Below are 21,476 nucleotides of genomic sequence, written 5' to 3'. Positions count from 1 at the left end.
TGCTATACCCACATATGTGGGGGTGGTAATCAGGGAATCAACCCTAATACACAAAATTAAAGTGCAAATGTAATTTGCTTTCGTATGCACCATAGATAAGGGCTCACGAAGCCTTTTCAAGGGGGAAAAGGGATTTTTTTATATTTATTTCAATAAAAGGAATGATTAGACACGAATAGATATCATTACTAGGCATACAAGCCCCATAGCTGGGCTTATCACCAATAAAAAACGGAGCCACTTAGGCTCCGTTTGTCTATTCAGGCTTTCCTCTTAGATTTCATCTATAGAGGAAAAATCTCTGATTACGCTTCTGCTTTCTTCAGCTCAGCTTCTTCGTTTGTTTCAACGCCGATTTCACCTTCAGACTTAGCAACGATAGTGTTAACCGCGGTATCACCTACTACGTTAGAAGAAGTACAGAACATATCGTTGATACGGTCTACCGCAGCAATGATAGCTAGACCTTCTGGTGGTAAACCTAGTTGGTGCAATAGAACACCGACCATTACAACACCACCACCTGGAACACCACCAGCACCGATAGACAGTAGCAAGATAGTTAGACCCAGAGTAAAGATGTCAGCCGTGTTGATTGGTTGACCGAATGCGTTTGCTACGAACATTGTCGCTAGTGCGATGTAGATAGAGACACCAGACATGTTCATTGTCGCACCCAGCGGAACACCGAAACCAGCCACAGATCTTGATACACCAAGCTTTTCAGTTAGAGTGCGCATTGTTACTGGGATAGTCGCGTTCGAACTTGCCGTCGATAGTGAGAAAAGGATTTGCTCACGAGTTGCACGTAGGAATTGCTTAGGCGTAATACCTGTCGCGATACCAACCATCATTGGATAGAAGAAGAAAATCCAGAACACTAGCATGGCAACAACCAGTGCTACATAACCTGCTACCGACATTAATGTGCCAGCATCAAGCGTTGCGCCCAGTTGAATCATCAGTGCGAATACACCAAATGGCGCCAAGCTCATTACTAGGCCGATAAGCTTCATCATAATTTCGTTAGCCATCTTGAACGTTTTGATCGCTGGACCGCCACGTGAATCAAGAGCCTGAATAGCAAGACCAGTCAAAATCGCCATGAAGATGATCTGTAGCATGTCACCGCTTGCAAACGCCTGAACTGGGTTGCTAGGAACGATGTTCACAACAAGAGAGAAGATATCTGGAGTTTCAGTTGTTGTTAGTTGAACTGTCTCAGAGATCGTTCCGGCTAAATCTGCGCCAGCACCCGGTTGGAAAATAAGGCCAACAGTTAGGGCTGCAGAAATCGCGATGATGGTGTTGATAATGTAAAGAGCAAAAGTTTTACCACCTAGGCGACCGAAAGAACGGATGTCTTTCAATTCAACAATTCCGCAAACGATAGATACGTATACCAGTGGAACAACCAATAGTTTGATCAAAGAGACAAACATACCACCGACACCTTCTGCTAGACCTAGCAGGTAAGTATCAAATACTGCAATACCGTTGAATAGGTACTGAATAGCAGTACCAATAAGTAGGCCGGCAAACAAGCCTACAAAAATCTTACTTGAGAGCGATTTATCCATCGTTCTTCTCCAGTTTGTTGTGTTTGAAAATTGTACTTTTATAGTTATATATGCGACTCAAATCGCTATATCGCAGTGGATTTTACATACAAAGATAACAATTAAAAGCATTTATTTACAAAAACATTACAAGTGTGACATCGAAACATTCCCTCATTAACAACCAGTTTCATAATATAAAACTCTAAATCATTGTTCTGAGTAATATAAAAAGAACAACATTCTTAATGCGGTTTTGATGACTATTTACGTGGGGTCTCAAGTTATAGGCACAAAAAAAGAGAGGCATATGCCTCTCTTTTCATTTTACGTAAACCAGTGATTTGTTTTGTCGCCGCGACTTACTCAGTCAATGCGCTACTCAATCACTTGACAACGTAACACGTCATTACTTAGCAACCATAACCATCGCAGGGCGAATCACACGACCGTTTAACTCGTAACCTTTTTGCATTACGAACATAACCGTGTTTGATTCGTGATCTGGACTTTCTTGGATAGACATCGCTTGGTGGAATTCAGGGTTGAACACTTCACCTTCAGGGTTGATCTCTTTAAGACCAAACTTAGCAACTGTGTCTACGAACGTTTTGTGTGTTAGCTCAACACCTTCAAACAGTGGCTTAACCACTTCGTTTTCAGCATCTGCCGCTTGCATTGCACGCTCTAGGTTGTCGATGACAGGAAGTAGACCTTCAGCAAACTTGTTCAAAGCGAATTTACGCGCTTTATCAATTTCTTGCTCGCTACGGCGACGCATGTTTTCAACTTCAGCTTTTGCGCGAAGAACAGAATCTTGCTGCTCTTTCACTTTAGATTCGCTAGAAAGTAGTGCAGCTTCTAGTTGAGCGATTTTTGCTTCTTGCTCATCAACAGACTCTTCATTTAGCTCTGCTTCTTCAACTTTCTCAGCTTCAGCAATGATTTGATCTAGCTCTTCTTCCGTTACTTTGTTTTCTTCGTTGCTCATGATCTCTCCAGAATTCGTTTTCAATGCAAGTGACAGGTGTGTTTGCACCCCAAATTGATATAAAACACTCGCATAGACGTTCAACTTGCCTTTATTATGGGGATGAAGAATTTTGATTCAAGCCTAATTCGTTTGGAAACGTTATGAAAAAGCCATTTGAAGTCATCGCCATTATTGGTAAACCTCGAGATCAGCAAGCAATTCAGACTCATAGAGAGCTCTATCAGTGGTTAAGTACTGAGGGTTATCAAGTGTTTGTGGATGACAGACTCGCTACAATTTTAGACGATATCCCACAAGAACATTTTTCTAGCCTAATTGAATTAGGTAAACGCGCCGATCTCGCCATTGTGGTGGGTGGTGATGGAAATATGCTCGGTGCCGCTAGAATCTTGTCACGTTTCGATATTTCAGTGATTGGCGTAAACCGAGGTAACCTAGGTTTCCTTACCGATCTTAATCCTGAAAACTTCCAGAGCGCGCTTACTGATGTACTTAAGGGTGAATTCATGGAAGAAGAGCGCTTCTTACTTGAAACTGAAATTCATCGTCATGGCCAAATAAAAAGCCACAACGCCGCACTCAACGAAGCAGTACTTCACCCCGGTCAAGTCGCACATATGATCGAGTTCGAAGTGTATATCGATGACAGCTTCGCCTTCTCACAGCGTTCTGATGGCTTGATCGTCTCAACACCGACAGGTTCAACCGCCTACTCACTTTCTGGTGGTGGTCCTATCCTGTCATCAAGCTTAAATGCAATTTCATTAGTACCGATGTTCCCGCACACCCTTTCAAGCCGCCCACTTGTGGTGGATGGAAAGCGTCGTATCAAGCTGATTGTATCGCCTGATAACCGCGGAACTCAGGAAGTCAGTTGTGATGGTCAAATCTCACTACCGGTCTCCCCTGGCGATGAGATCCACATTTACCAAAGCCCGAATGTGCTCAAGCTGATTCACCCTAAAGACTACAACTACTACCATGTTCTGCGTAACAAACTAGGCTGGTCGAGCAAGTTGTTCTAAAAGAATAAAAGCTCCAGAAGTAACCGAATTATGAAAGGCTGACGACGTTCGTCAGCCTTTTTTATTGCCCATAGAAAGCCCGTCGGCTCTCGCTTCTCGTCAATTTACTTATACCGTCATTCTCAAGAGGGAGGAACGACTGAGTTGGGAATCTATAGCGGTTTCAGTGATCTACGAACAACCTCAATTCTGAGATCTGTCGCAAAAAATTTTCACCTGCTGACTTTACTGTATAAAGAAACAGTATATACTGAGCTTATATACAGTATTGTTCAGTTATACAGGTAAATAAAAATGCTGGCTCATCTAAGTGTTAATAATTTCGCTATTGTTAAGTCTTTACAGCTAGAACTCTCTAAAGGCATGACAACAATCACCGGAGAAACGGGTGCGGGTAAATCTATCGCTATCGACGCTTTAGGCTTGTGTCTTGGAGGAAGATCCGATGCAGGAATGGTTCGACAAGGTGAAGAAAAAACCGAAGTCAGTGCCGCTTTTTTACTTGAGAACAATCTGCATGCTACCCGCTGGTTAGAAGACAATGAACTGCTTGATGGCGGTGAATGCATCCTACGCAGAACCATCTCTAAAGAAGGTCGTTCTCGCGCATTCATCAACGGTAGTCCCGTGCCTCTTTCACAATTAAAATCGCTTGGACAGCTGTTGATCAACATTCATGGTCAACACGCGCACCATCAGTTGATGAAAAGCGATTACCAAATGGCCATGCTTGATCAATACGCAGGTCACTTGAACCTATTGAAATCGACACGTAATGCCTACCAATCATGGCGACAAGCGGATAACCATTTAAAAGAGTTACGTGAAAATAGCCAGCAAAACCAAGCTCAAAAACAACTTCTTGAGTACCAAATCAAAGAGTTAAATGAGCTGTCTATTGGGGAGGAAGAATATGAAGACCTCGAACAAGAGCATAAGCGCCTCTCCAATAGCGGAGAACTGGCCACAACCTGCCAACAAGCTATCGAGCTTATTTATGAAGGCGAAGAAGTTAATGCGCTTGGTATTCTGCAATCGGCCAATAACTCCTTAATTCAGTTAGCAGAGCTAGACGAAAGATTGGCTGAGTTACCGAACTTATTGTCTGAAGCCATTATTCAGATTGAAGAAACCAACAACGAGTTAAGAACATACCTAGACGGTATTGATGTTGATCCTGGCCGTATGGCTTACGTTGAAGAGCGCTTCTCTAAAGTGATGTCGATGTCTCGTAAACACCACGTGTTACCTGAAGAGCTGTATAAACACCATCAAGACTTGCTACAACAAGTTGAAGCGCTGGATTGCTCTGATGAAAAATTGGAAGAATTAGCCAACGAGGTAGAAAACCAATACCAATCGTTCGTGGCTAAATCTGAGAAACTTCATAAATCTCGAACTCGTTACGCAAAAGAGCTCAATAAGCTGATCACGCAAAGCATGCATGAACTGAGCATGGAAAAAGCGCAGTTTGCCATTGAAGTGAACAACACCAACACACACCCTTCTCCATTGGGTATGGATAACGTGACCTTCATTGTTTCGACCAACCCAGGTCAACCAATGCAGCCGATTGCTAAAGTGGCTTCTGGTGGCGAGTTATCACGAATCTCATTAGCGATTCAGGTGATCACCGCACAAAAAGTGGATACACCAAGCCTGATTTTCGATGAAGTCGATGTGGGTATCAGTGGACCAACCGCTGCGGTTGTCGGAAAAATGCTACGTAAGCTAGGCGAATCTACGCAGGTAATGTGTGTGACGCATTTACCTCAAGTTGCCGGTTGCGGTCACCAACAGCTGTTTGTAGCGAAGAACACGAAATCAGGTAAAACCGAGACTCAAATGCACACGCTTGATGAACAACAACGCGTTTCAGAGCTTGCTCGACTGCTTGGTGGCAGCCAAATTACCGAATCGACGCTTGCCAATGCAAAAGAGTTATTAATCGCAGCATAGGTTACATATTCAGCAACTTTCTGATAATTTACCGAAAATTCTTGGCAATTTTGCAACTTAATTCAAAATTGCCAGTCATAACAAGCTCAAAGCGCAAGGAGCTTTTTACTTCTTGCTGGAGCTTGTTTATTATCAGGCAGTATTTTAGCGAAGAAAGATCTCAAACTATGCGAATTAAAAAGTGGTTAGTTGCAGTTCCACTTGCACTAACAATGTTGACCGGTTGCTCTCTACTAGAGAAGTTGGTTTATCGAATTGACATCAATCAGGGTAACTATGTTGAACAAGAAGCTGTCGATCAGCTCAAGTTTGGCATGACAAAAACACAAGTTCGTTACGTTATGGGCTCACCTATGCTTATCGAAAATGGCTACCCAGATACGTGGTACTACATTTACCACCACCAAAAAGGCCATAACGACCCTATCCAGAAAAACCTTGTCGTGAACTTTGATGCCACTGGCACTCTAGTAACGATCAATGGTGATTTTGAAGCCAGTGATGAGTTCTTCGAAAGCCTTCGCTAGCTTTCAAGTCAACAAAGCTATCAGCCGATAAAGCTATCAGTCGACAAAGCAAGAATCGCAAAAGCCTGCTCACTTCACACGAGCAGGCTTTTTAATATCTGCTAACAAATTATCTGCGTTGTCTAACCAACAGGCACAAAAAAGCTCGCCAACATAGCGAGCTCTCTTCTTAGTCGAATTTTTTAGCATTACGATTTAGCAGCGGCTACTTTTGCTTGCTCAGCACGCTTACGGCGAATCTCTTTTGGATCGGCCAATAGTGCTCGGTAGATTTCGATACGATCTTTATCGCGAACCGTCGCATCTAGCTTAACGTTGCGGCTGAATACACCGACCTTGTTTTTTGCTAAGTCGATTTCTGGATACAATTCCAAAACGCCAGACTGCGCAATGATATCTTCAACGGTCGCGTGCTTGTTTACTACTAAAGTAAACACACGCTGTTCATGCGGAAGTGCAAACACAACCTCTACGTGGATCATATCCGATTCAATAGTCATGGCTTAGTAGACCTGTTTCGCGCGTTGAGTAAAAGCACTGACCATATTGCTCGTCAGCTCATTGAAAATCTTACCAAATGCCATTTCAATCATTCGGCTAGAGAATTCAAACTCTAACTTAAGCTCAACCTTACACGCTTGCTCATCAAGCGGAGTAAAATACCAACCACCCTGCAGCTTTTTGAACGGGCCATCCACCAGCTCCATCAAGATCTCAGCGCCATCCGCTAAGCGGTTCGATGTGGTAAATGTTTTGCTGATACCCGCTTTAGAGACATCAACCGAAGCTACCATAGTTGAATCTGAAGATTCGATCACACGTGAACCAGAACACCCTGGCAAAAACTCGTGATAACGAGCAACATCATTGACCAAGCTGAACATCTGGTCGGCACTAAACGACACTAATGCTGAACGAGTAACCTTTGGCATATAGACTCCTGTTAAAGACAGCGTTACATTAACACAAACTGCAATTTTAATTGTATTGGGCCAGAGCGCAAATAAAAAGGATTCCCCAACTAGGGCGCAATCCGTATAATGAGGCCATTATGGCAAAGAATAAATCAAAATCAAAAGCCGGTAGCAATACCATTGCGCTTAATAAGAAAGCTCGCCACGAATATTTCATTGATGATGAGATAGAAGCGGGGCTTGAGCTACAAGGCTGGGAAGTAAAATCCCTACGTGAAGGCAAAACCAATATCGCAGAAAGCTACGTCTACATCCGAGACGGCGAAGCATTCATCAGTGGTATGACGATCACTCCGCTCACTCAAGCGAGTACTCATATCGTGGCGAACCCAACACGCATCCGTAAACTACTAATGTCGAGAAAAGAACTCGATAACCTTATCGGTCGTATTAACCGTGAAGGCATGACACTTGTCGCAACCGCACTTTACTGGTCTCGCTCTTGGGCGAAGATTAAAGTTGGCGTAGCGAAAGGTAAAAAGCTGCACGATAAACGTACAGATATGAAAGAAAAAGATTGGGCGAGAGATAAAGCACGAATTATGAAGAGTAATTTGCGTTAATTTTAAGCACTTAAACGCACAGTGCTAGACAGGCAAAGCTTTTCTGGTACTATGCAAATAACACTTGGGGCTGATTTAGGATTCGACAGGAATTTTGAAGTCTGAGGTGCATGCCGTGGGGCGGTTGGCCACGTTAAAAGCCGCAAAAAAATAGTCGCAAACGACGAAAACTACGCACTAGCAGCTTAATAACCTGCTCAGAGCTCTCTTACCCTAGCTTCCGCTCGTAAGACGGGGACCAATAAGAGATCAAACCCAAACTAGCTAGCGCGGATTCTCCCACCTGAGAGGAAAAGCGCGAATAACAATTCAGGTTAGCCTTTAACTAGCGTGTCGGTTCGCAGGTTGCTGGTGAAATTAAAGATCGACTAAGCATGTAGTACCAATGATGAATGATTTTTGGACGCGGGTTCAACTCCCGCCAGCTCCACCAAACGTTTGGAAAGGGCCAACTCGAAAGAGTTGGCCCTTTTTTTATCTGAAGATACAGAAGTTGATAGAGAGCAGTGACTTAGTTGCTAGTACATCAACTTCAAAAACAGATACTCAACAAAAAGCCACACATCCCATTGCTGAAATGTGTGGCTGTTTAGAACGATTCTATTACGAACTTAGATAAGTTTAGGTGTTAATCCATCTCGCCCAGCAAGTAATCTTCATCGCTACTCACTACCGCACCGTGCTTCAAGAAGTTCTTACCTAGGATCATGCTGTATTCGAAACGAGAGCGATCTTGGAGGTTTACCCTCACCTCTTTCTCTAGGTCTCCGAGCTTAACCTTCATTTCTACCACAGGGCGAATATTCACCTTCTCGCCTTTCTTGGCTTTAATGCGCATTACATCAATCACTGGCTTAGTGAACTCTTGCTTATCGCCTTGGTTGTTTTGATAGGTAAAGCTCACCATGTCTTGGCCGTCTTTCTTAAACCGTTTGATGTTGACTGCGTTCATTGAACTCACATCTGCGCCAGTATCCAACTTGGCCGGGAACGTCATGCCGTTCACTTCAACAACTTCGATGTGCCCTACTTTAAACAGCGGCTCAGCTTTCAAAAGATAGTCAGAGCGAGTGTTCACATACACACCGTCTTTTGCCATCTTCTTGCCTAAAATAAAGTACGCTTCTTTCTCATTCGTATTGAGCACATCGATAGCAAACTCTTGCGTACGAACATTTCCAGACACCGCAAACTCACCACTTACAACCGGGCGAGTATCATCACCGACTTTAAGCTTCTTAATAATTGGCTTGGTCACCTTCTGCTTCTCACCATTTACATCTGTAAGATAAAATTCAACAGAAGCCTCTTTTCCTTTACCTGTCATTTCAAAACTGTCGACCTTCAACAAAGGCGTGTTGACAGTGAAAGAAGCCACGGCCTTTAGCGGGAAGTCATCAAGGGTGATGTCCTCTTCTGGAGAAATAACCAAAAGTTCACTCTTTTTAGCGACATCGCTAAAGCTCTCTGAACCTTCAGAAAGAATATTTTCAGCGTTGGTATCAATCATGAAGAGCTCACTGGCTGTGCTGGTTCCAAATCTCAACTGCGACTCACTACTCGAGCGCTCACGTAGGTACACCAAAACGTCTTTAGTTGTGTTTTCATCGAGTTGAACCGGCACATACACCAAAGGTCTTTTCTTACCACTCACGCTTAACATACGAACTAATGGCAGTGTCATCTCTTTCTGTTTGCCATCGAAGTCGAACATATCAAACGTCACTTCACTGTTCTTTTTATCTACGTCGATGTCTTTTGCGTGAAGAATGCTGTATCGATTCTTTAATGAGAAGGTCGCGTTCATCGCCATTCCAGAGATAGACACCACCTCTTTACGGCCAACCACCGTTGCGTTCTCTTGCTCTTGCAAGTAATCATAACCCGCAAACACTAAAGCGTTATCTGCAAGGAAGGTTTTGCCGATCAATACTGGCGCAGAGAAGTGGCTTCTGTCGGTCAGGTTAACGTCTGTTTTTAATTCTTGATCTGCAATGGTGAGCGACATTTTTACTGTAGGTCGAAGCAAAGGTGTGCTGCTGGTACGGCTGCGTATTATGCTGACACGCTCTAAAGGCGCTTCAATTAATACCATGTCACCTGTGCGTGGATTTTGAACCTTAAAAGAGACCACAGCTTCATATTTCGCAAAGGTACTGCCATTCCAATCATCGTAATCAACATCGGAATTGTTCAACAGGTCTTCGGGTAACGCCGCCATCAACTCTTTATCTTTGAGGTTTTTGTAGTCGGCATTAGAGCTCTTCACATGAATGTCTTCTGCATGCATGGAAGTGGTTTCTGCACCGGTATCAATTTTACCAATGAAAGGAACGTCTTTTAGCCCTTGAACGCTAGAGAGGTACACATTCTCAGTACGGCCTAATACCGCCTTACCATCGAGTTCGTAAGTCGGGTTCTGTGTGGTGTGGGAAGTGTCTGTAGCCAAAGAATATTGTGAAAAAAGTAAAGTGCTTAAAAGAGTTAGAGCCAAAAGTATCTTTTTCATTAGTTGGTCCGTTGTGATCAGTTCACTAATAATACTGGCGAATAGGCAAGAAGTTCCCCAACCAGCCATGGTTCTCACATAACGTTAACGCTATGAGTTTTTCGATGACAAACCGATGACTTTGCGCTGCATTCGCTTATCGATTATTGACGAATAGATACCCAATAACCTTTTCAATATGTGGTGTTCTATTGGAGAAATGAATACAAAAAAGGCCAACGACAAGCGCTGACCTTAGCGATTCAAAACACACCTGAAGCGAGTTTAACTTGCTAAAACACAAACAGTTCTAGATAAACATAGCACTAAAAAGTGCCAACTGTTTTCTTTGCGCAGATAGCTCGAGCTTTTTCTGCGTCCTCACCTTTATTTTTTGAATCACTGTGGTTCTTATTAAAACATTGTCGATAAGATTCGACGTAGCGCTCAAATAACACCTTGGCTTCAGGTTGTGGTTTAGAAAGTAGTTGGTTAACGAACTTTCTTGAGCCGACCTCAAAATGTTGAGTGTCGATGGGGCTATTCCAATCCCCTCCCCAGATCATAAATCCGTGATGAGCAAACAGCTCAACCACATCTTCTGCCATGCCGCGGCGTTCTATTTCATCACGCGCACGAAAGCGAGTACGGTTCACATAGCTTGTCGCAGATTGTGAAGGTTTTACCGTTATTCTTCCGTTGCTATCGAACGCTAAGAAAGGGTTTTGAACTGGGTTGATGTCGATTGCCACACCGTATGCATGCTTCGACCAACCACCTCCGCCAGTGATTGGACGAGCGTTAAACGCACTGCTGTTATTGGCTTCCATTGAGGAGTTATCGTCACCTCTGAATTCACGCATTAAGCGAGCGGAATGCAGAGGGAAATTGCGCTGTTTAAGCTCTGAAAAGATTTGTTCAACAGCAGGCGCAATAACATCAAGCACGATCATATTGCCCTGTTGCGTTTCCCCGTTGAAGTTAATGAAGTCGAAATCCACCTTGGATAGTCGCTCACAACCAACGGGCGCACCATTACTCAAGACATTGTTCTTTTTCATCATGTCGCATTGCCATTGAGATATAGGGGCAACTTGGGCATAACTCGTAGCACTGAGCACAGTGGTCAGCCAGCCAACAATAAAACGCTTCATATCAAAGACTCAAAAATAGTAAGAGTGAAAAGTAGCAGAAATTGGGAAATAGCAGAAGTTGGAAAACAGCATATTAAGCCAAGTTGAGCGCACGCTTTATTAGCGTATTTTGTTCCAATAAACAATCTCTCGAACTCGACCATTCTGGTCGAAATCCGCTTCTCCACCAACATCAGAAGGCTCAGGTAAGGTCGATAATTGCGGAGCGTAATAGGCAACCAACATAAGTACAAAAGCATCGTAAATATCGTCTATCGCGACGTTTTTACGCTTGGTGTTTGAAATGGCCAACGCCAAGCTATCACGCAATTGAGGAGCTAGTTGCTGAATAATAGAAAGCCGTTCCTCTTTGCCTTCTTGCGTTCGTTTGGAAAACGTCAGCGGTTCGCCTTTTAAAGCTGCAAACACCACCTCAGGATGTGATTCCCTTATCGAAAGATTGGGATGAGATTCAATGAGCTCATCAAGCTCGCGGATCTTGGGAACTATGCCCCAAGTCTGTTTAGAGAACTTCTTATCAAGCTGCTCAACATTGGCACTGCACGCCGCAACGTAATCGGTTTGGTAAACCGCCTCGCGGCACGGAACAGGAAACACTGAGGAGCCACGCTTGTTGGTAAGAAAGCGCCTTGCCGCTTTGTCGCATAATCTATCTGGAGTAAGCGAATCGCTAAAGCCGATAGGCATATCGATTAACGTTGTTGCTCCCGTAAGATCATCAACCAACTCATCGAGCGTATTTACCACTTTGAACACTGGCTCCTGATTATCAGAGACAATCCAAGCGATCCAACCCGCCTTGCAGCCATCAATTCCGATGCATTTCATTGTTTGCCCCGATTAATTTCTTAGGAGAATACTATTAAATAGTTCGCTGAATGATCAGTGCCATTCATTAATCAACAGTCGGCTTTTTACACCACGGACCTGCAAACCCATTGCATCGAACACCTCTTCGAAATCTCGGCATTGTAGGGGAATATTAGGTAAAGAAAGCGCGGCTTCAGAGAAGAACTGCTGTTCAAAATGCGCTGAATCATTCCAAGCGAGTTGCCACCACTCTAGAATCCGAGACTTAGACGCCCGAAGTTTTTCAGCCGTAGGAACTTTGTCACTTTTACTTAAGTTCTCTTTGCTTGTAGTAGGAAAGAGATTCCACTTATCGTTGTTTGGCCAGTAAGCGAACGGCAAGCAGTGATCAACGTGATACTCATTTTTTAATGATTTTCCACTCCAAACGCTGACAATGTCGGCACGATCAGATCTAAGTTGCTCGACACGTTTACGCACATCGCGAGTATCGTGGTTTTGATCGATCCATACCAAGCAGTCGTGATACGTCTGTAGTGAGATACTTCGCTGTCGGTTCAACTCGAAACGCTGCATCTCCATGACCCATTGATTCACGACCAGCGGTTCAATCCAAGAGTGGTAGATTCTAAAGCACTCCCATAAGCTTTCATCGAGAGTGAAATAACCAAAGCTTTCTAAGAACTCACTATCAATGACCAATGATTCTCGTCTTTTCCGTCGTTTCAGAGGAGGGTATATATCGAATAGTCTGTTGTCTTTCGAGCCTTGATAAATAAAAGTCACAGGCCCTGATTTAATGGTGCTGATCGTTTGTGAAAACAGCTTCTGTAGTGCCTTGGCTTCATCGCCGAGAAACATAGCGCCTATCGCTAGATCATCAGCACTTAAGTGTTTGAGTTTATTCCACCCATCCTCTTTTACAAACCCAAGCCCCTTCGTTTTGTTGCTATTTTGCTGAATCCCGACGCCTTCTATTTCGATATCAATCAAACGCTTAAACTGTCTTACCCAATACAGAGCGACCAAGCCCACTGGTAGAGAAATTTTCCCATCAGTTCGATCAATCACAGCGCCTGAATGAGCATCCGCAATTCGCAGTAATGTTCTCAACAAAGCCAACTTGTATGTGGCCGACTTGTTGTCATTCACAATAATGTGGCGCACCTTGTTCAAGTCACCGGAGCCATCGTCTGGTAGTGTCATCACCACGGTTTGCCACCACACTTCACTGCGGTTCAATGTGTCTTGGCTATTATCGACATGACGAACCAATAAGGCGCTGTTTTTTGATAAACGCTCGAGCTCTTCAACCGAGACTTCATAGCCTTGTCGACTGTCTTGAAACTCCCCATGACGCAGAGTGATCACCAACTTGCCATTTGGAGCCAGCAAGTTAGACAACTTTCTAAATGCACGCTCTCGATGAGATGGAGCAAGATGCATCCAAACCGCGCTCACCAATATCAAGTCAAAACGCATTCCGAGGTTTTCAGTGCGGCTAAGCGAGGGAAGTGAATCATCAATCCAGGTAACACTTGGGCTTGTATATTTCGAGCCTTGTTCGCGTAATAAAGCACTTGGTTCTATCGCAATAACATCAGCTCCGGCTTTGTGCATCCATAGCGCATCACGACCACTTCCTGCACCAACATCTAGTACTTTATCGCCTTCTAAAGGCCAATAAGCTTGCCAGCTTTTATGCACCGTCTCGAACGTCACTGAGTTGTACTGTTCACAAAGTATGTGAGCATTTTTATCGTAAAAAGGAATCGATGAGGACATATGCACTATTGAAGTAAGGAAACTATCACCATAGTAATGGGGAGCTTAATAGATTACTAGCGGCACACATGAGTTCAACAACGCGAATCAACAATAACCGTTAGTGACTGTTTTATATCAATATCCACCTAATGATCTCATCAGGAGAGTCACACCCCGAATCAGTCTAGTCAGGAAATTAAAACAAACAAGGTGCAAGGTGACGTGCGAACAGAGATAATTGTTTTGAAGATAATTAACCAACCTCAAGCACCTAGCCGATAAAGACTAATGAACACATACTCGCACATAGATACCCCGTTCAACCTGCGCCACACCTGTTGGTTTTGTGGTGAACCTTCCAGTAACCTTGTTGAATTCCCTAAGACAATGCAGGCTGTTGCCAAGATTGGCCATTTTCCGATAGCACTGCCTGCTTGTAATGAGTGTGCAAGTATTAAGTATTCAAAGAATTTAACTTCAATTTTCTCTGTGCGCGATCAGATCAAACACGCACTCATCGATAAATACGCAAAGCATCTTGGCATCGGTGAGAATTGGACGGAGCAAGAGCTTATCGATAGTGATTTCTCTGGTTCAACACTCGGTGGGTTTGGGCGCAGCGCTTGGAAGATGTATCAAATAGCCAAGCAACGCATCGATTATAAAGGCTGGCCTTTGTCGGTTGATGACATCCCACTTGAGGTATACGACGAAACCAGTGGCTTTGAGTTTGACGGTACTCGTTATGCATCAATCAATTCGTGTATCGACTATTTCACCAAGGCTGCGGGCGTAGACAAAGAGCTGCTATCGCAACTTGTCGACATCGTTTCAACAGACCGTTTTAGCTACGCGCTTCGAATCGCTAAGCTGAACAAGAATGTCTCTAATACCAAACGCTCAGAGATCATCGAAGAGGTGTTACAGCAAGAGTCTGAACAAGAAGAGATACAGCTTGAGCAAGCCAACTCACTGTTCAACCCAAATGTCGAAGAGGTCAGCATTTCAGGTTCGACGGCTCCGGTTTTCGCTATTCAATGGGCAATGATGAATAACGTTAAAGATTTAACTCACCTTTGTTCACTCGAAGATGATTATTTTGACTATTTCGAACATCTTGGTGGCCCTGCTGCTTTCATCTCTTATAACGGCCTACAGCTCTACTTAGAATCACGCCAAGATCCTGAATGGGTAGAAAAGTCGGATCCAAATAAACAGTATTGGTGAACATGTCTATCTACTGGTGAACACGTGTAAGCTCGATAACTGCGTCAAACACCCATTGTTAGTCCTTGTTTTATATAAAGATCTAAAAATTGCCCCCTATCACAGTTAATTGTTGCAATTCGGTTAAATAGAGTGAAAACTTCAAGCATCTAAAACTATTTAATCACTGTAATCTTGCGGTGAGTAAGGAGTGAGTTGTGCTTGCTGTTCTTCGTATTATCTTGGCTACGGTGTTTATTATTTTCACCACTCTATGTGCTTTTGTTTACTGCTTGTTTAGCCCCAAAAATCCCAAGCATGTGTACGTTTTTTGTCGCTGGTTCAATCAACTACAAAAGCTCATCGGTGTTAAATTGGTGCAGCGTGGCCTAGACAATGCACCGACACCAGAAAAATGCGTGTATATCTCAAACCACCAAAGCGTGTTGGACTTTGTGACCGCTCCCGGAATGCTAAGGCCGCGCACTGTTTCTTTAGGCAAGCGCGATCTGTTATACGTGCCCTTCTTTGGTCTGCTGTATTGGATCACCGGTAACATTTTGATTAACCGCGAAGACAAGTCCAAAGCACGCGATACCATTAAGCAAGTGGCCGAAGCGATTCATCAACGAGATCTGTCTGTTTGGGTTTACCCTGAAGGAACCCGAAGCAAAGGCCGCGGATTACTGCCATTCAAAACGGGGGCTTTCCGAATGGCAATTGAAGCCGGCGTGCCTATCACCCCTATGTGTACCAGCACTACGCACAATAAAATTGCCCTCAACCGAGTTAATAATGGCATTGTGATCTCCGAGATGCTTAAACCTATCGATGTATCCGGATACAAGCTTTGTGATGCAAGGGAGTTGGCGAATCACTGTCACGCAATCATGGCAGAGAAAATAGCAGAGCTTGATGCCGAAGTGGCTCATTTAGAGGCGCAGCAAACCCCGAAGCTAGATTCAGATCGTTCTTCTGCGCGTTAAATAAGGTAGCCACAAAGGGAACAGGAGCTAACTCGCAACGAATACACTGAGTCATCGCTCAGTTACTTAAAAAGATACTCAACGATCGCAACTCTCGTTGTTCTTGTTTTACTTGCTGGCGCTTATCCGCAAAATAAAAACAGGCGTTAACGGCTTTAAAGAGCAATGGGAGTAAACGATGGAAGTGATTCACCATGGCGGCAAACATACTGTCACAGGATCTTGTCACGAGCTAAGAGATTCAGGCCAAGCGGTGCTCATCGATTGTGGCCTTTTTCAAGGTTTAGATCTTCAAGATAAAAAGTTTCAAGGTGAAGATGCACGCCCTCTTGATATTGAATTTGAAACGTCCCACCTTAACGCTCTGCTGCTGACTCATACTCACATTGATCATATCGGACGATTACCTTGGTTACTCGCCAGTGGCTTTAACCAACCAATTTATTGTACTCAGGCGACAGCTGAACTCGCCCCTTTAATGATTGAAGACGGCCTAAAACTGCAAGGGCTCAGTCATAAACAATCCAAACTCATCCTTAAAAAAATTCATTCGTTGATTGCTCCTAAACCTTATGAGGAATGGTTTCCAATTGTCTCTAAACAGCAAAACGACGGAAAGGATCATCATAGGCCAAATACTCTGTATGCTCGTTTTCAACCTGCAGGGCATATCTTAGGTTCGGCCTATATAGAGATTAAGTTACCCAACCAAGAGGTAGTGGTCTTTTCAGGCGACTTGGGCCCTAGTAACACGCCACTGCTGCCGGATCCGAAACCACCACAACAAGCCGACTATCTGTTTATCGAATCGACTTATGGCACCAGTACACATGATAATATTGCTACGCGATCTGAGCGTCTCAAAGCAATTATTGATCGTTCACTACTCGATGGCGGCGTTATTCTCATTCCGGCTTTTAGCATCGGTCGAACACAGGAACTACTATTTGATATCGAACACCTGATCTTTGAACATCAACTCAGCAGCGATATTCCTATCATCCTCGATTCGCCTATGGCAGAAAAAGTGACGCGATCCTACCGACGCTTTAAAGAGTTATGGGGGCAAGAAGCAAAGCAGCGCCTTGAACTGAAACGTCACCCACTCGCCTTTGATCAATGCATTACGGTTGATGGACATAGAATGCACAAGAAAATCGTTAATCGCCTCAAGTCGACAGGTGAGCCCGCGATTGTGGTTGCAGCTTCTGGAATGTGTCAGGGTGGCAGGATAATGAACTACTTATCGGCTTTGCTTCCCGATAAACGGACAGATGTGATTTTAGCAGGCTATCAAGCGCACGGAACACTAGGCCGAGAGCTGCAACAAGGCGAAATGCAGGTTTCGATAGATAATAAAGACGTTGAGGTTAACGCTCAGATCCATGGCATGTCTGGATATTCTGCCCATGCAGATAAAGAGGATCTCAATCGATTTATAGAGGGCATTGCGACTCCACCGAAAGAGGTGTATTTGATTCACGGCGAGCCGAATACTCAATCTGAGTTCGCTCGAGAATTACAGGAACAGGGGTTCGTGGTCGTTTGAAACAGGCATCAAATTAGCAATTTTTACTAGGTAAATATAATCCCCCAAATGATCACGCCTTAAAAAAACAGTTCTTTAGACCTGCGGGCTCACTCATACAGGTGATATACCCCAGGCCACTCCATCCCGATACTCATATTTCAGCCGTTAATGCTAAGCGGTGTTCACACCTATTTTTCTCTATTTTTTCTTTCTACATGCCTCTGGTTTTCCCTTTTGTATTAATCACTATTTATTCATTCTGCAAAATACCAGCAGGCACCAACCAGTTGCATATCGAGTTAAATAGGACGATTGTCGAATTAGCACTAAGCGTTAACAAACGCTCCCTGTAACATGCTTTATGTCACAAGAATCCTAATGCGCAGTTAAATAATTTAACACTCGGGTTACAAGTGAAGTATTGTGTTGTTCGAAAAACAATCATAAGCAAAACTAACAGGGAAAATACTCATGCAGTCGTTCGTTGATTTTTTGAATGGAATAATCTGGAGCCCAGTACTTATCTACCTATGTTTAGGTGCAGGTTTGTTCTACTCCATCATGACTCGATTTGTTCAAATCCGTCACTTCTTTGAAATGTGGCGCTTGCTACTATCGGGTAAAAGCTCATCAAAAGGCATCTCGTCTTTTCAAGCTCTAGCCGTTTCGCTATCTGGCCGTGTAGGTACAGGTAACATTGCAGGTGTTGCTGCCGCTATCGGTTTCGGTGGCCCAGGTGCTGTATTTTGGATGTGGGTTGTTGCCTTCTTTGGCGCCGCGACTGCTTATGCAGAATCTACGTTAGCGCAAATCTACAAAGAAGAAGATGAAGGCCAGTTCCGTGGTGGTCCGGCTTACTACATTGAAAAAGCAATGGGTCAGAAGTGGTACGCATGGATCTTCGCTATCGCGACTATTTTTGCATGTGGTATTTTGCTTCCAGGTGTTCAGTCAAACAGTATTGGTAATGCTGTAGAAGCTGCATTTGGCTCAGGTGATATGATTGAAACAGCTGTCGGTACATTCAGTTTCGCTAAAATTTTCACCGGTACTGTTGTTGCTATCATCCTTGCTTTCATCATCTTTGGTGGCGTTAAACGTATCGCGAACTTCACACAAATTGTTGTTCCATTCATGGCGTTGGCTTACATCATCATCGCATTCGTTATCATCCTACTAAACATCAGCCAAGTTCCTGTTGTTTTCGGAATGATCCTGGGTGATGCATTCACTCCTATGGCAGGCTTTGGTGCTGCAATTGGTTGGGGTGTTAAGCGTGGTGTTTACTCAAACGAAGCGGGTCAAGGTACTGGTCCTCACGCGGCAGCTGCTGCAAGTGTTGATCACCCAGCTCAGCAAGGTTTGGTACAAGCGTTCTCTATCTACATCGATACTCTTCTAGTATGTTCTGCTACAGCGTTCATGATCATCATCACTGGTGCTTACAACGTTCACGGCGGCGCTGAAGGTGTTTTCCTTGTTCAGAACCTAGCAGCAAACATCGGTGCGAATGGTCCTGTATTTACACAGCTTGCTATTGAAAGTGCACTACCAGGTATTGGTAAGCCATTCATCGCATTTGCTCTGTTCTTCTTCGCATTTACAACGATTCTTGCTTACTACTACATCGCAGAAACGAACATTGCTTACCTACGTCGTACCATCAAAATCCCAGGCATGATGTTCGTACTTAAGCTTGTTCTTATCACTGCGGTTTTCTATGGCACAGTTAAAACCGCTAACCTTGCATGGGCAATGGGTGATGTGGGTGTTGGCTTGATGGCATGGTTAAACATCGTTGGTATTCTGATCATCTTCTTCATGTCTAAGCCTGCGCTTAAGGCTTTAGCAGACTACGAAGAACAGCAGAAACAAGGTGTGACTGAGTACACATTCAACCCTGTAAAACTAGGCATTAAAGGTGCGACTTACTGGGAAGAGAAGTACAAACGTAAAACCGGTAAATCGCCTGAATCAGAAGCTGCTAGTACTAAACCTGTAGAGCAACCTTCTGCTTAAGCTTGCCTTAACAAGTAGATAGCTTTAACCAATAGATCGCTTTAACTCGCGGCTATTAATAACGCATAAAAAAGGGGTTAGCCATTTCGGCTAACCCCTTTTATTTTGTTCGTAACAAATCACTGTTTATAACGAGCTCATTACTTATAACGAACTCACGGCTTATAACAAACTAACTGTTCCCGAGTTAGAGTATTAAGCAGCGATCTCTTGAGCCGTCATTTGAGGTGCTTTTTTCTCACCGATTGGCAGTACTGTGCGGCCATATTCGTTGTTGATTACTTGTGCCATTGCAAAGTAGATAGCTGACGCACCACAGAAGATACCTTCAAAACCAGCGATAGTACCGATCAGTTCGCTGCCAGTGAAATCACGAGCGGCAAGTAGGAAGAACAAAATAGTAAGTGAACCGAATACTACTTGTTTCGCTACTGGGTAGCATAGAGAACCAATGAACATGAAGCCAGTGAAGATGCCCCATAGTAGTAGGTACCAACCCATAAACGCTGCTGGACTTGCTGGTAGACCCATGTAAGGCATTACGATTAAACCAACCAAAGATAACCAGAATAGACCGTAAGAAGTAAACGCAGTTGTACCGAACGTGTCACCACGTTTGAAACACATTGTGCCCACGATAACTTGGCTTAGACCACCGTAAAAAATACCCATAGCAAGAATCATTGAATCGATTGGAAAGAAACCTGCGTTGTGGATATTAAGAAGAATAGTGGTCATACCGAAACCCATTAGGCCAAGTGGTGCTGGGTTCGCCAGTTTTGTTGACATTTTGTGCGCCTTTAAAAAAAGTTAATAAAATTTATACGCAAATTTTAATCCGAACGGCATAAAAAGATAGATCGCTAAATCGCAATCTTAGATTGCATCGTTCGCCAGTTCGGCTTTCGTGATGATTTCAAGTATCTCGCCAACTCGTTTAGGGCTTTGTTCCATCAAGACCGCTTGAACCTCGGGCTTTACACACGCTAACCACTCTCCCGAAGGTTCTTGGTTAAACTTATCCATCGGGCCCATTACTGGGCTCCATGCACCACGAATATCAACCGTATCTTTATGACCATCGTTGGTCGTAAAGTATGAAAACTCAAAGGTTGTCGCATCTACAGATGTGATTTGGCCAGATGCCCCCCACGGCGCAGAGAGTTCGATCATAGGACCGATAGGATAGCTTTCACCTTCAATTTCTATAGAAGTTGCTTCACCAATGTAAATTTGAGCGTTATTGGCTGACTCTGAGACAGTGAAAGGTAATGATATTGAGACAGAATTAGGGCCTTGAGGTGCAGCTTGCTTTAATAAGAATTGAACGATTGACGGGTATGCATTAACAGCAGCATCAACCTCCCCTACAGACTCCATACAGCCTTCGTAATTCATAATGCCTGTACTATCGACACCTTTGACTAAAGCGCCTTCAAGCGTTTGAATAACATGGAGTTGATTACCTTGATCTTCTATAGACGTGATTTGGCCTACAGGACTTTTAAAGACTTGATAACGCTGAGCAACAATACCTTCAGAGCTCGTTTCAAAACTTAAGCTGCCATAATTACCCCAGCCCAAACTTTGCTCGTGACCTGACTGAGGCGTACCATTGCACCCAGACATTCCAGTTACCAATAACGCAAGAATAGATAGCTTTAACTTCATTTTAATTGCCCTGTAATCGAATTATTCACGAACACAGTTTATCGATAAATGGAAAGCACTACTGTAATAGAAAGTAAGAGGAATGTCGTATAACTGTCATTGGGATAGCAAGCCTCTAGGAGGCTTGCTTAATACCAATCGTAGTAAATAACTGGTCACCCTAGCTTGTTAAAAACCTCGATAACTTCGTTAGAATTTTTGATTGTAGAATAACTACTTATCGAAAAATCCTGCCTTGTTCTC

At 43.7% G+C, this 21,476-nt stretch carries 18 protein-coding genes and 1 other RNA gene; 9 read left to right on the top strand and 10 right to left on the bottom strand.

Annotation, left to right across the window (positions count from 1 at the left end; genetic code table 11):
- Nucleotides 1-305: 305 nt before the first annotated feature.
- On the bottom strand, nt 306-1,580 hold the full coding sequence (locus tag Q5H80_RS02920; protein WP_304568598.1) for a dicarboxylate/amino acid:cation symporter: 1,275 nt from the start codon (nt 1,578-1,580) through the stop codon (nt 306-308).
- Nucleotides 1,581-1,968: 388 nt separating this feature from the next.
- Nucleotides 1,969-2,550, bottom strand: a complete 582-nt coding sequence (grpE, locus tag Q5H80_RS02915) for a nucleotide exchange factor GrpE (RefSeq protein WP_304568597.1) — start codon at nt 2,548-2,550, stop codon at nt 1,969-1,971.
- Between the two features lie 143 nt (nt 2,551-2,693).
- On the opposite strand from grpE, the gene nadK reads away from it, so the two are divergent.
- The 3 genes from nadK to bamE all read left to right on the top strand — a co-directional run bounded on the left by nadK (nt 2,694) and on the right by bamE (nt 6,064).
- Nucleotides 2,694-3,578, top strand: coding sequence for an NAD(+) kinase (gene nadK / locus Q5H80_RS02910; protein ID WP_009848328.1), 885 nt, complete (start codon nt 2,694-2,696; stop codon nt 3,576-3,578).
- A gap of 294 nt (nt 3,579-3,872) precedes the next feature.
- Nucleotides 3,873-5,537: a DNA repair protein RecN gene (gene recN, locus Q5H80_RS02905; protein ID WP_304568594.1), complete on the top strand. Its 1,665-nt coding sequence runs from the start codon at nt 3,873-3,875 to the stop codon at nt 5,535-5,537.
- Nucleotides 5,538-5,704: 167 nt separating this feature from the next.
- Nucleotides 5,705-6,064, top strand: a complete 360-nt coding sequence (gene bamE, locus Q5H80_RS02900) for an outer membrane protein assembly factor BamE (protein WP_009848326.1) — start codon at nt 5,705-5,707, stop codon at nt 6,062-6,064.
- A 188-nt stretch (nt 6,065-6,252) separates the two neighbouring features.
- Here bamE and Q5H80_RS02895 read toward each other — a convergent pair whose 3' ends face one another.
- Together Q5H80_RS02895 and Q5H80_RS02890 are read right to left on the bottom strand one after the other, a co-directional pair.
- Nucleotides 6,253-6,564, bottom strand: a complete 312-nt coding sequence (locus Q5H80_RS02895) for an RnfH family protein (protein WP_304568592.1) — start codon at nt 6,562-6,564, stop codon at nt 6,253-6,255.
- Between the two features lie 3 nt (nt 6,565-6,567).
- The gene (locus Q5H80_RS02890; RefSeq protein WP_017106599.1) at nt 6,568-6,996 is read right to left on the bottom strand and encodes an SRPBCC family protein; all 429 of its coding nucleotides are present in this window, start codon (nt 6,994-6,996) and stop codon (nt 6,568-6,570) included.
- Nucleotides 6,997-7,115: 119 nt separating this feature from the next.
- On the opposite strand from Q5H80_RS02890, the gene smpB reads away from it, so the two are divergent.
- Both smpB and ssrA read left to right on the top strand, forming a co-directional pair.
- Nucleotides 7,116-7,601: an SsrA-binding protein SmpB gene (gene smpB, locus Q5H80_RS02885; RefSeq protein WP_004735156.1), complete on the top strand. Its 486-nt coding sequence runs from the start codon at nt 7,116-7,118 to the stop codon at nt 7,599-7,601.
- Nucleotides 7,602-7,667: 66 nt separating this feature from the next.
- Nucleotides 7,668-8,034, top strand: a transfer-messenger RNA (tmRNA) gene (gene ssrA / locus Q5H80_RS02880).
- Between the two features lie 195 nt (nt 8,035-8,229).
- Here the strand turns inward: ssrA and Q5H80_RS02875 are convergent.
- From Q5H80_RS02875 to Q5H80_RS02860, 4 genes are all read right to left on the bottom strand, one after another.
- Nucleotides 8,230-10,110: a RimK/LysX family protein gene (locus tag Q5H80_RS02875; protein ID WP_304568576.1), complete on the bottom strand. Its 1,881-nt coding sequence runs from the start codon at nt 10,108-10,110 to the stop codon at nt 8,230-8,232.
- 305 nt (nt 10,111-10,415) lie between these two features.
- Complete coding sequence (locus Q5H80_RS02870; RefSeq protein WP_304568574.1) at nt 10,416-11,243, bottom strand: M15 family metallopeptidase; 828 nt, start codon at nt 11,241-11,243, stop codon at nt 10,416-10,418.
- Nucleotides 11,244-11,342: 99 nt separating this feature from the next.
- Nucleotides 11,343-12,071, bottom strand: coding sequence for a DUF429 domain-containing protein (locus Q5H80_RS02865; RefSeq protein ID WP_304568572.1), 729 nt, complete (start codon nt 12,069-12,071; stop codon nt 11,343-11,345).
- A 54-nt stretch (nt 12,072-12,125) separates the two neighbouring features.
- Nucleotides 12,126-13,838, bottom strand: coding sequence for a bifunctional 2-polyprenyl-6-hydroxyphenol methylase/3-demethylubiquinol 3-O-methyltransferase UbiG (locus Q5H80_RS02860; protein WP_304568570.1), 1,713 nt, complete (start codon nt 13,836-13,838; stop codon nt 12,126-12,128).
- 270 nt (nt 13,839-14,108) lie between these two features.
- Here Q5H80_RS02860 and Q5H80_RS02855 point away from each other — a divergent pair, with 270 nt between their 5' ends.
- From Q5H80_RS02855 to Q5H80_RS02840, 4 genes are all read left to right on the top strand, one after another.
- On the top strand, nt 14,109-15,047 hold the full coding sequence (locus Q5H80_RS02855; RefSeq protein ID WP_304568569.1) for a hypothetical protein: 939 nt from the start codon (nt 14,109-14,111) through the stop codon (nt 15,045-15,047).
- A gap of 197 nt (nt 15,048-15,244) precedes the next feature.
- Nucleotides 15,245-16,012: a 1-acylglycerol-3-phosphate O-acyltransferase gene (locus tag Q5H80_RS02850; RefSeq protein WP_304568567.1), complete on the top strand. Its 768-nt coding sequence runs from the start codon at nt 15,245-15,247 to the stop codon at nt 16,010-16,012.
- A 178-nt stretch (nt 16,013-16,190) separates the two neighbouring features.
- The gene (locus tag Q5H80_RS02845) at nt 16,191-17,561 is read left to right on the top strand and encodes an MBL fold metallo-hydrolase (RefSeq protein WP_304568565.1); all 1,371 of its coding nucleotides are present in this window, start codon (nt 16,191-16,193) and stop codon (nt 17,559-17,561) included.
- A 453-nt stretch (nt 17,562-18,014) separates the two neighbouring features.
- Entirely contained in the window at nt 18,015-19,562 is a 1,548-nt protein-coding gene (locus tag Q5H80_RS02840; protein WP_304568563.1) for a sodium:alanine symporter family protein, read from the top strand.
- 195 nt (nt 19,563-19,757) lie between these two features.
- On the opposite strand, the gene Q5H80_RS02835 is transcribed toward Q5H80_RS02840, so the two are convergent.
- Both Q5H80_RS02835 and Q5H80_RS02830 read right to left on the bottom strand, forming a co-directional pair.
- Nucleotides 19,758-20,351: a GPR1/FUN34/YaaH family transporter gene (locus tag Q5H80_RS02835; protein WP_009848306.1), complete on the bottom strand. Its 594-nt coding sequence runs from the start codon at nt 20,349-20,351 to the stop codon at nt 19,758-19,760.
- Between the two features lie 87 nt (nt 20,352-20,438).
- On the bottom strand, nt 20,439-21,233 hold the full coding sequence (locus Q5H80_RS02830; protein WP_304568560.1) for a hypothetical protein: 795 nt from the start codon (nt 21,231-21,233) through the stop codon (nt 20,439-20,441).
- Nucleotides 21,234-21,476 lie beyond the last annotated feature (243 nt).

It is taken from the genome of Vibrio sp. SNU_ST1 (genome assembly GCF_030563405.1).
Taxonomy (GTDB): domain Bacteria; phylum Pseudomonadota; class Gammaproteobacteria; order Enterobacterales; family Vibrionaceae; genus Vibrio.
The sequence above is the reverse complement of the archived record's forward strand: the minus strand, read 5'-3'. Positions and strand labels throughout refer to the sequence as shown.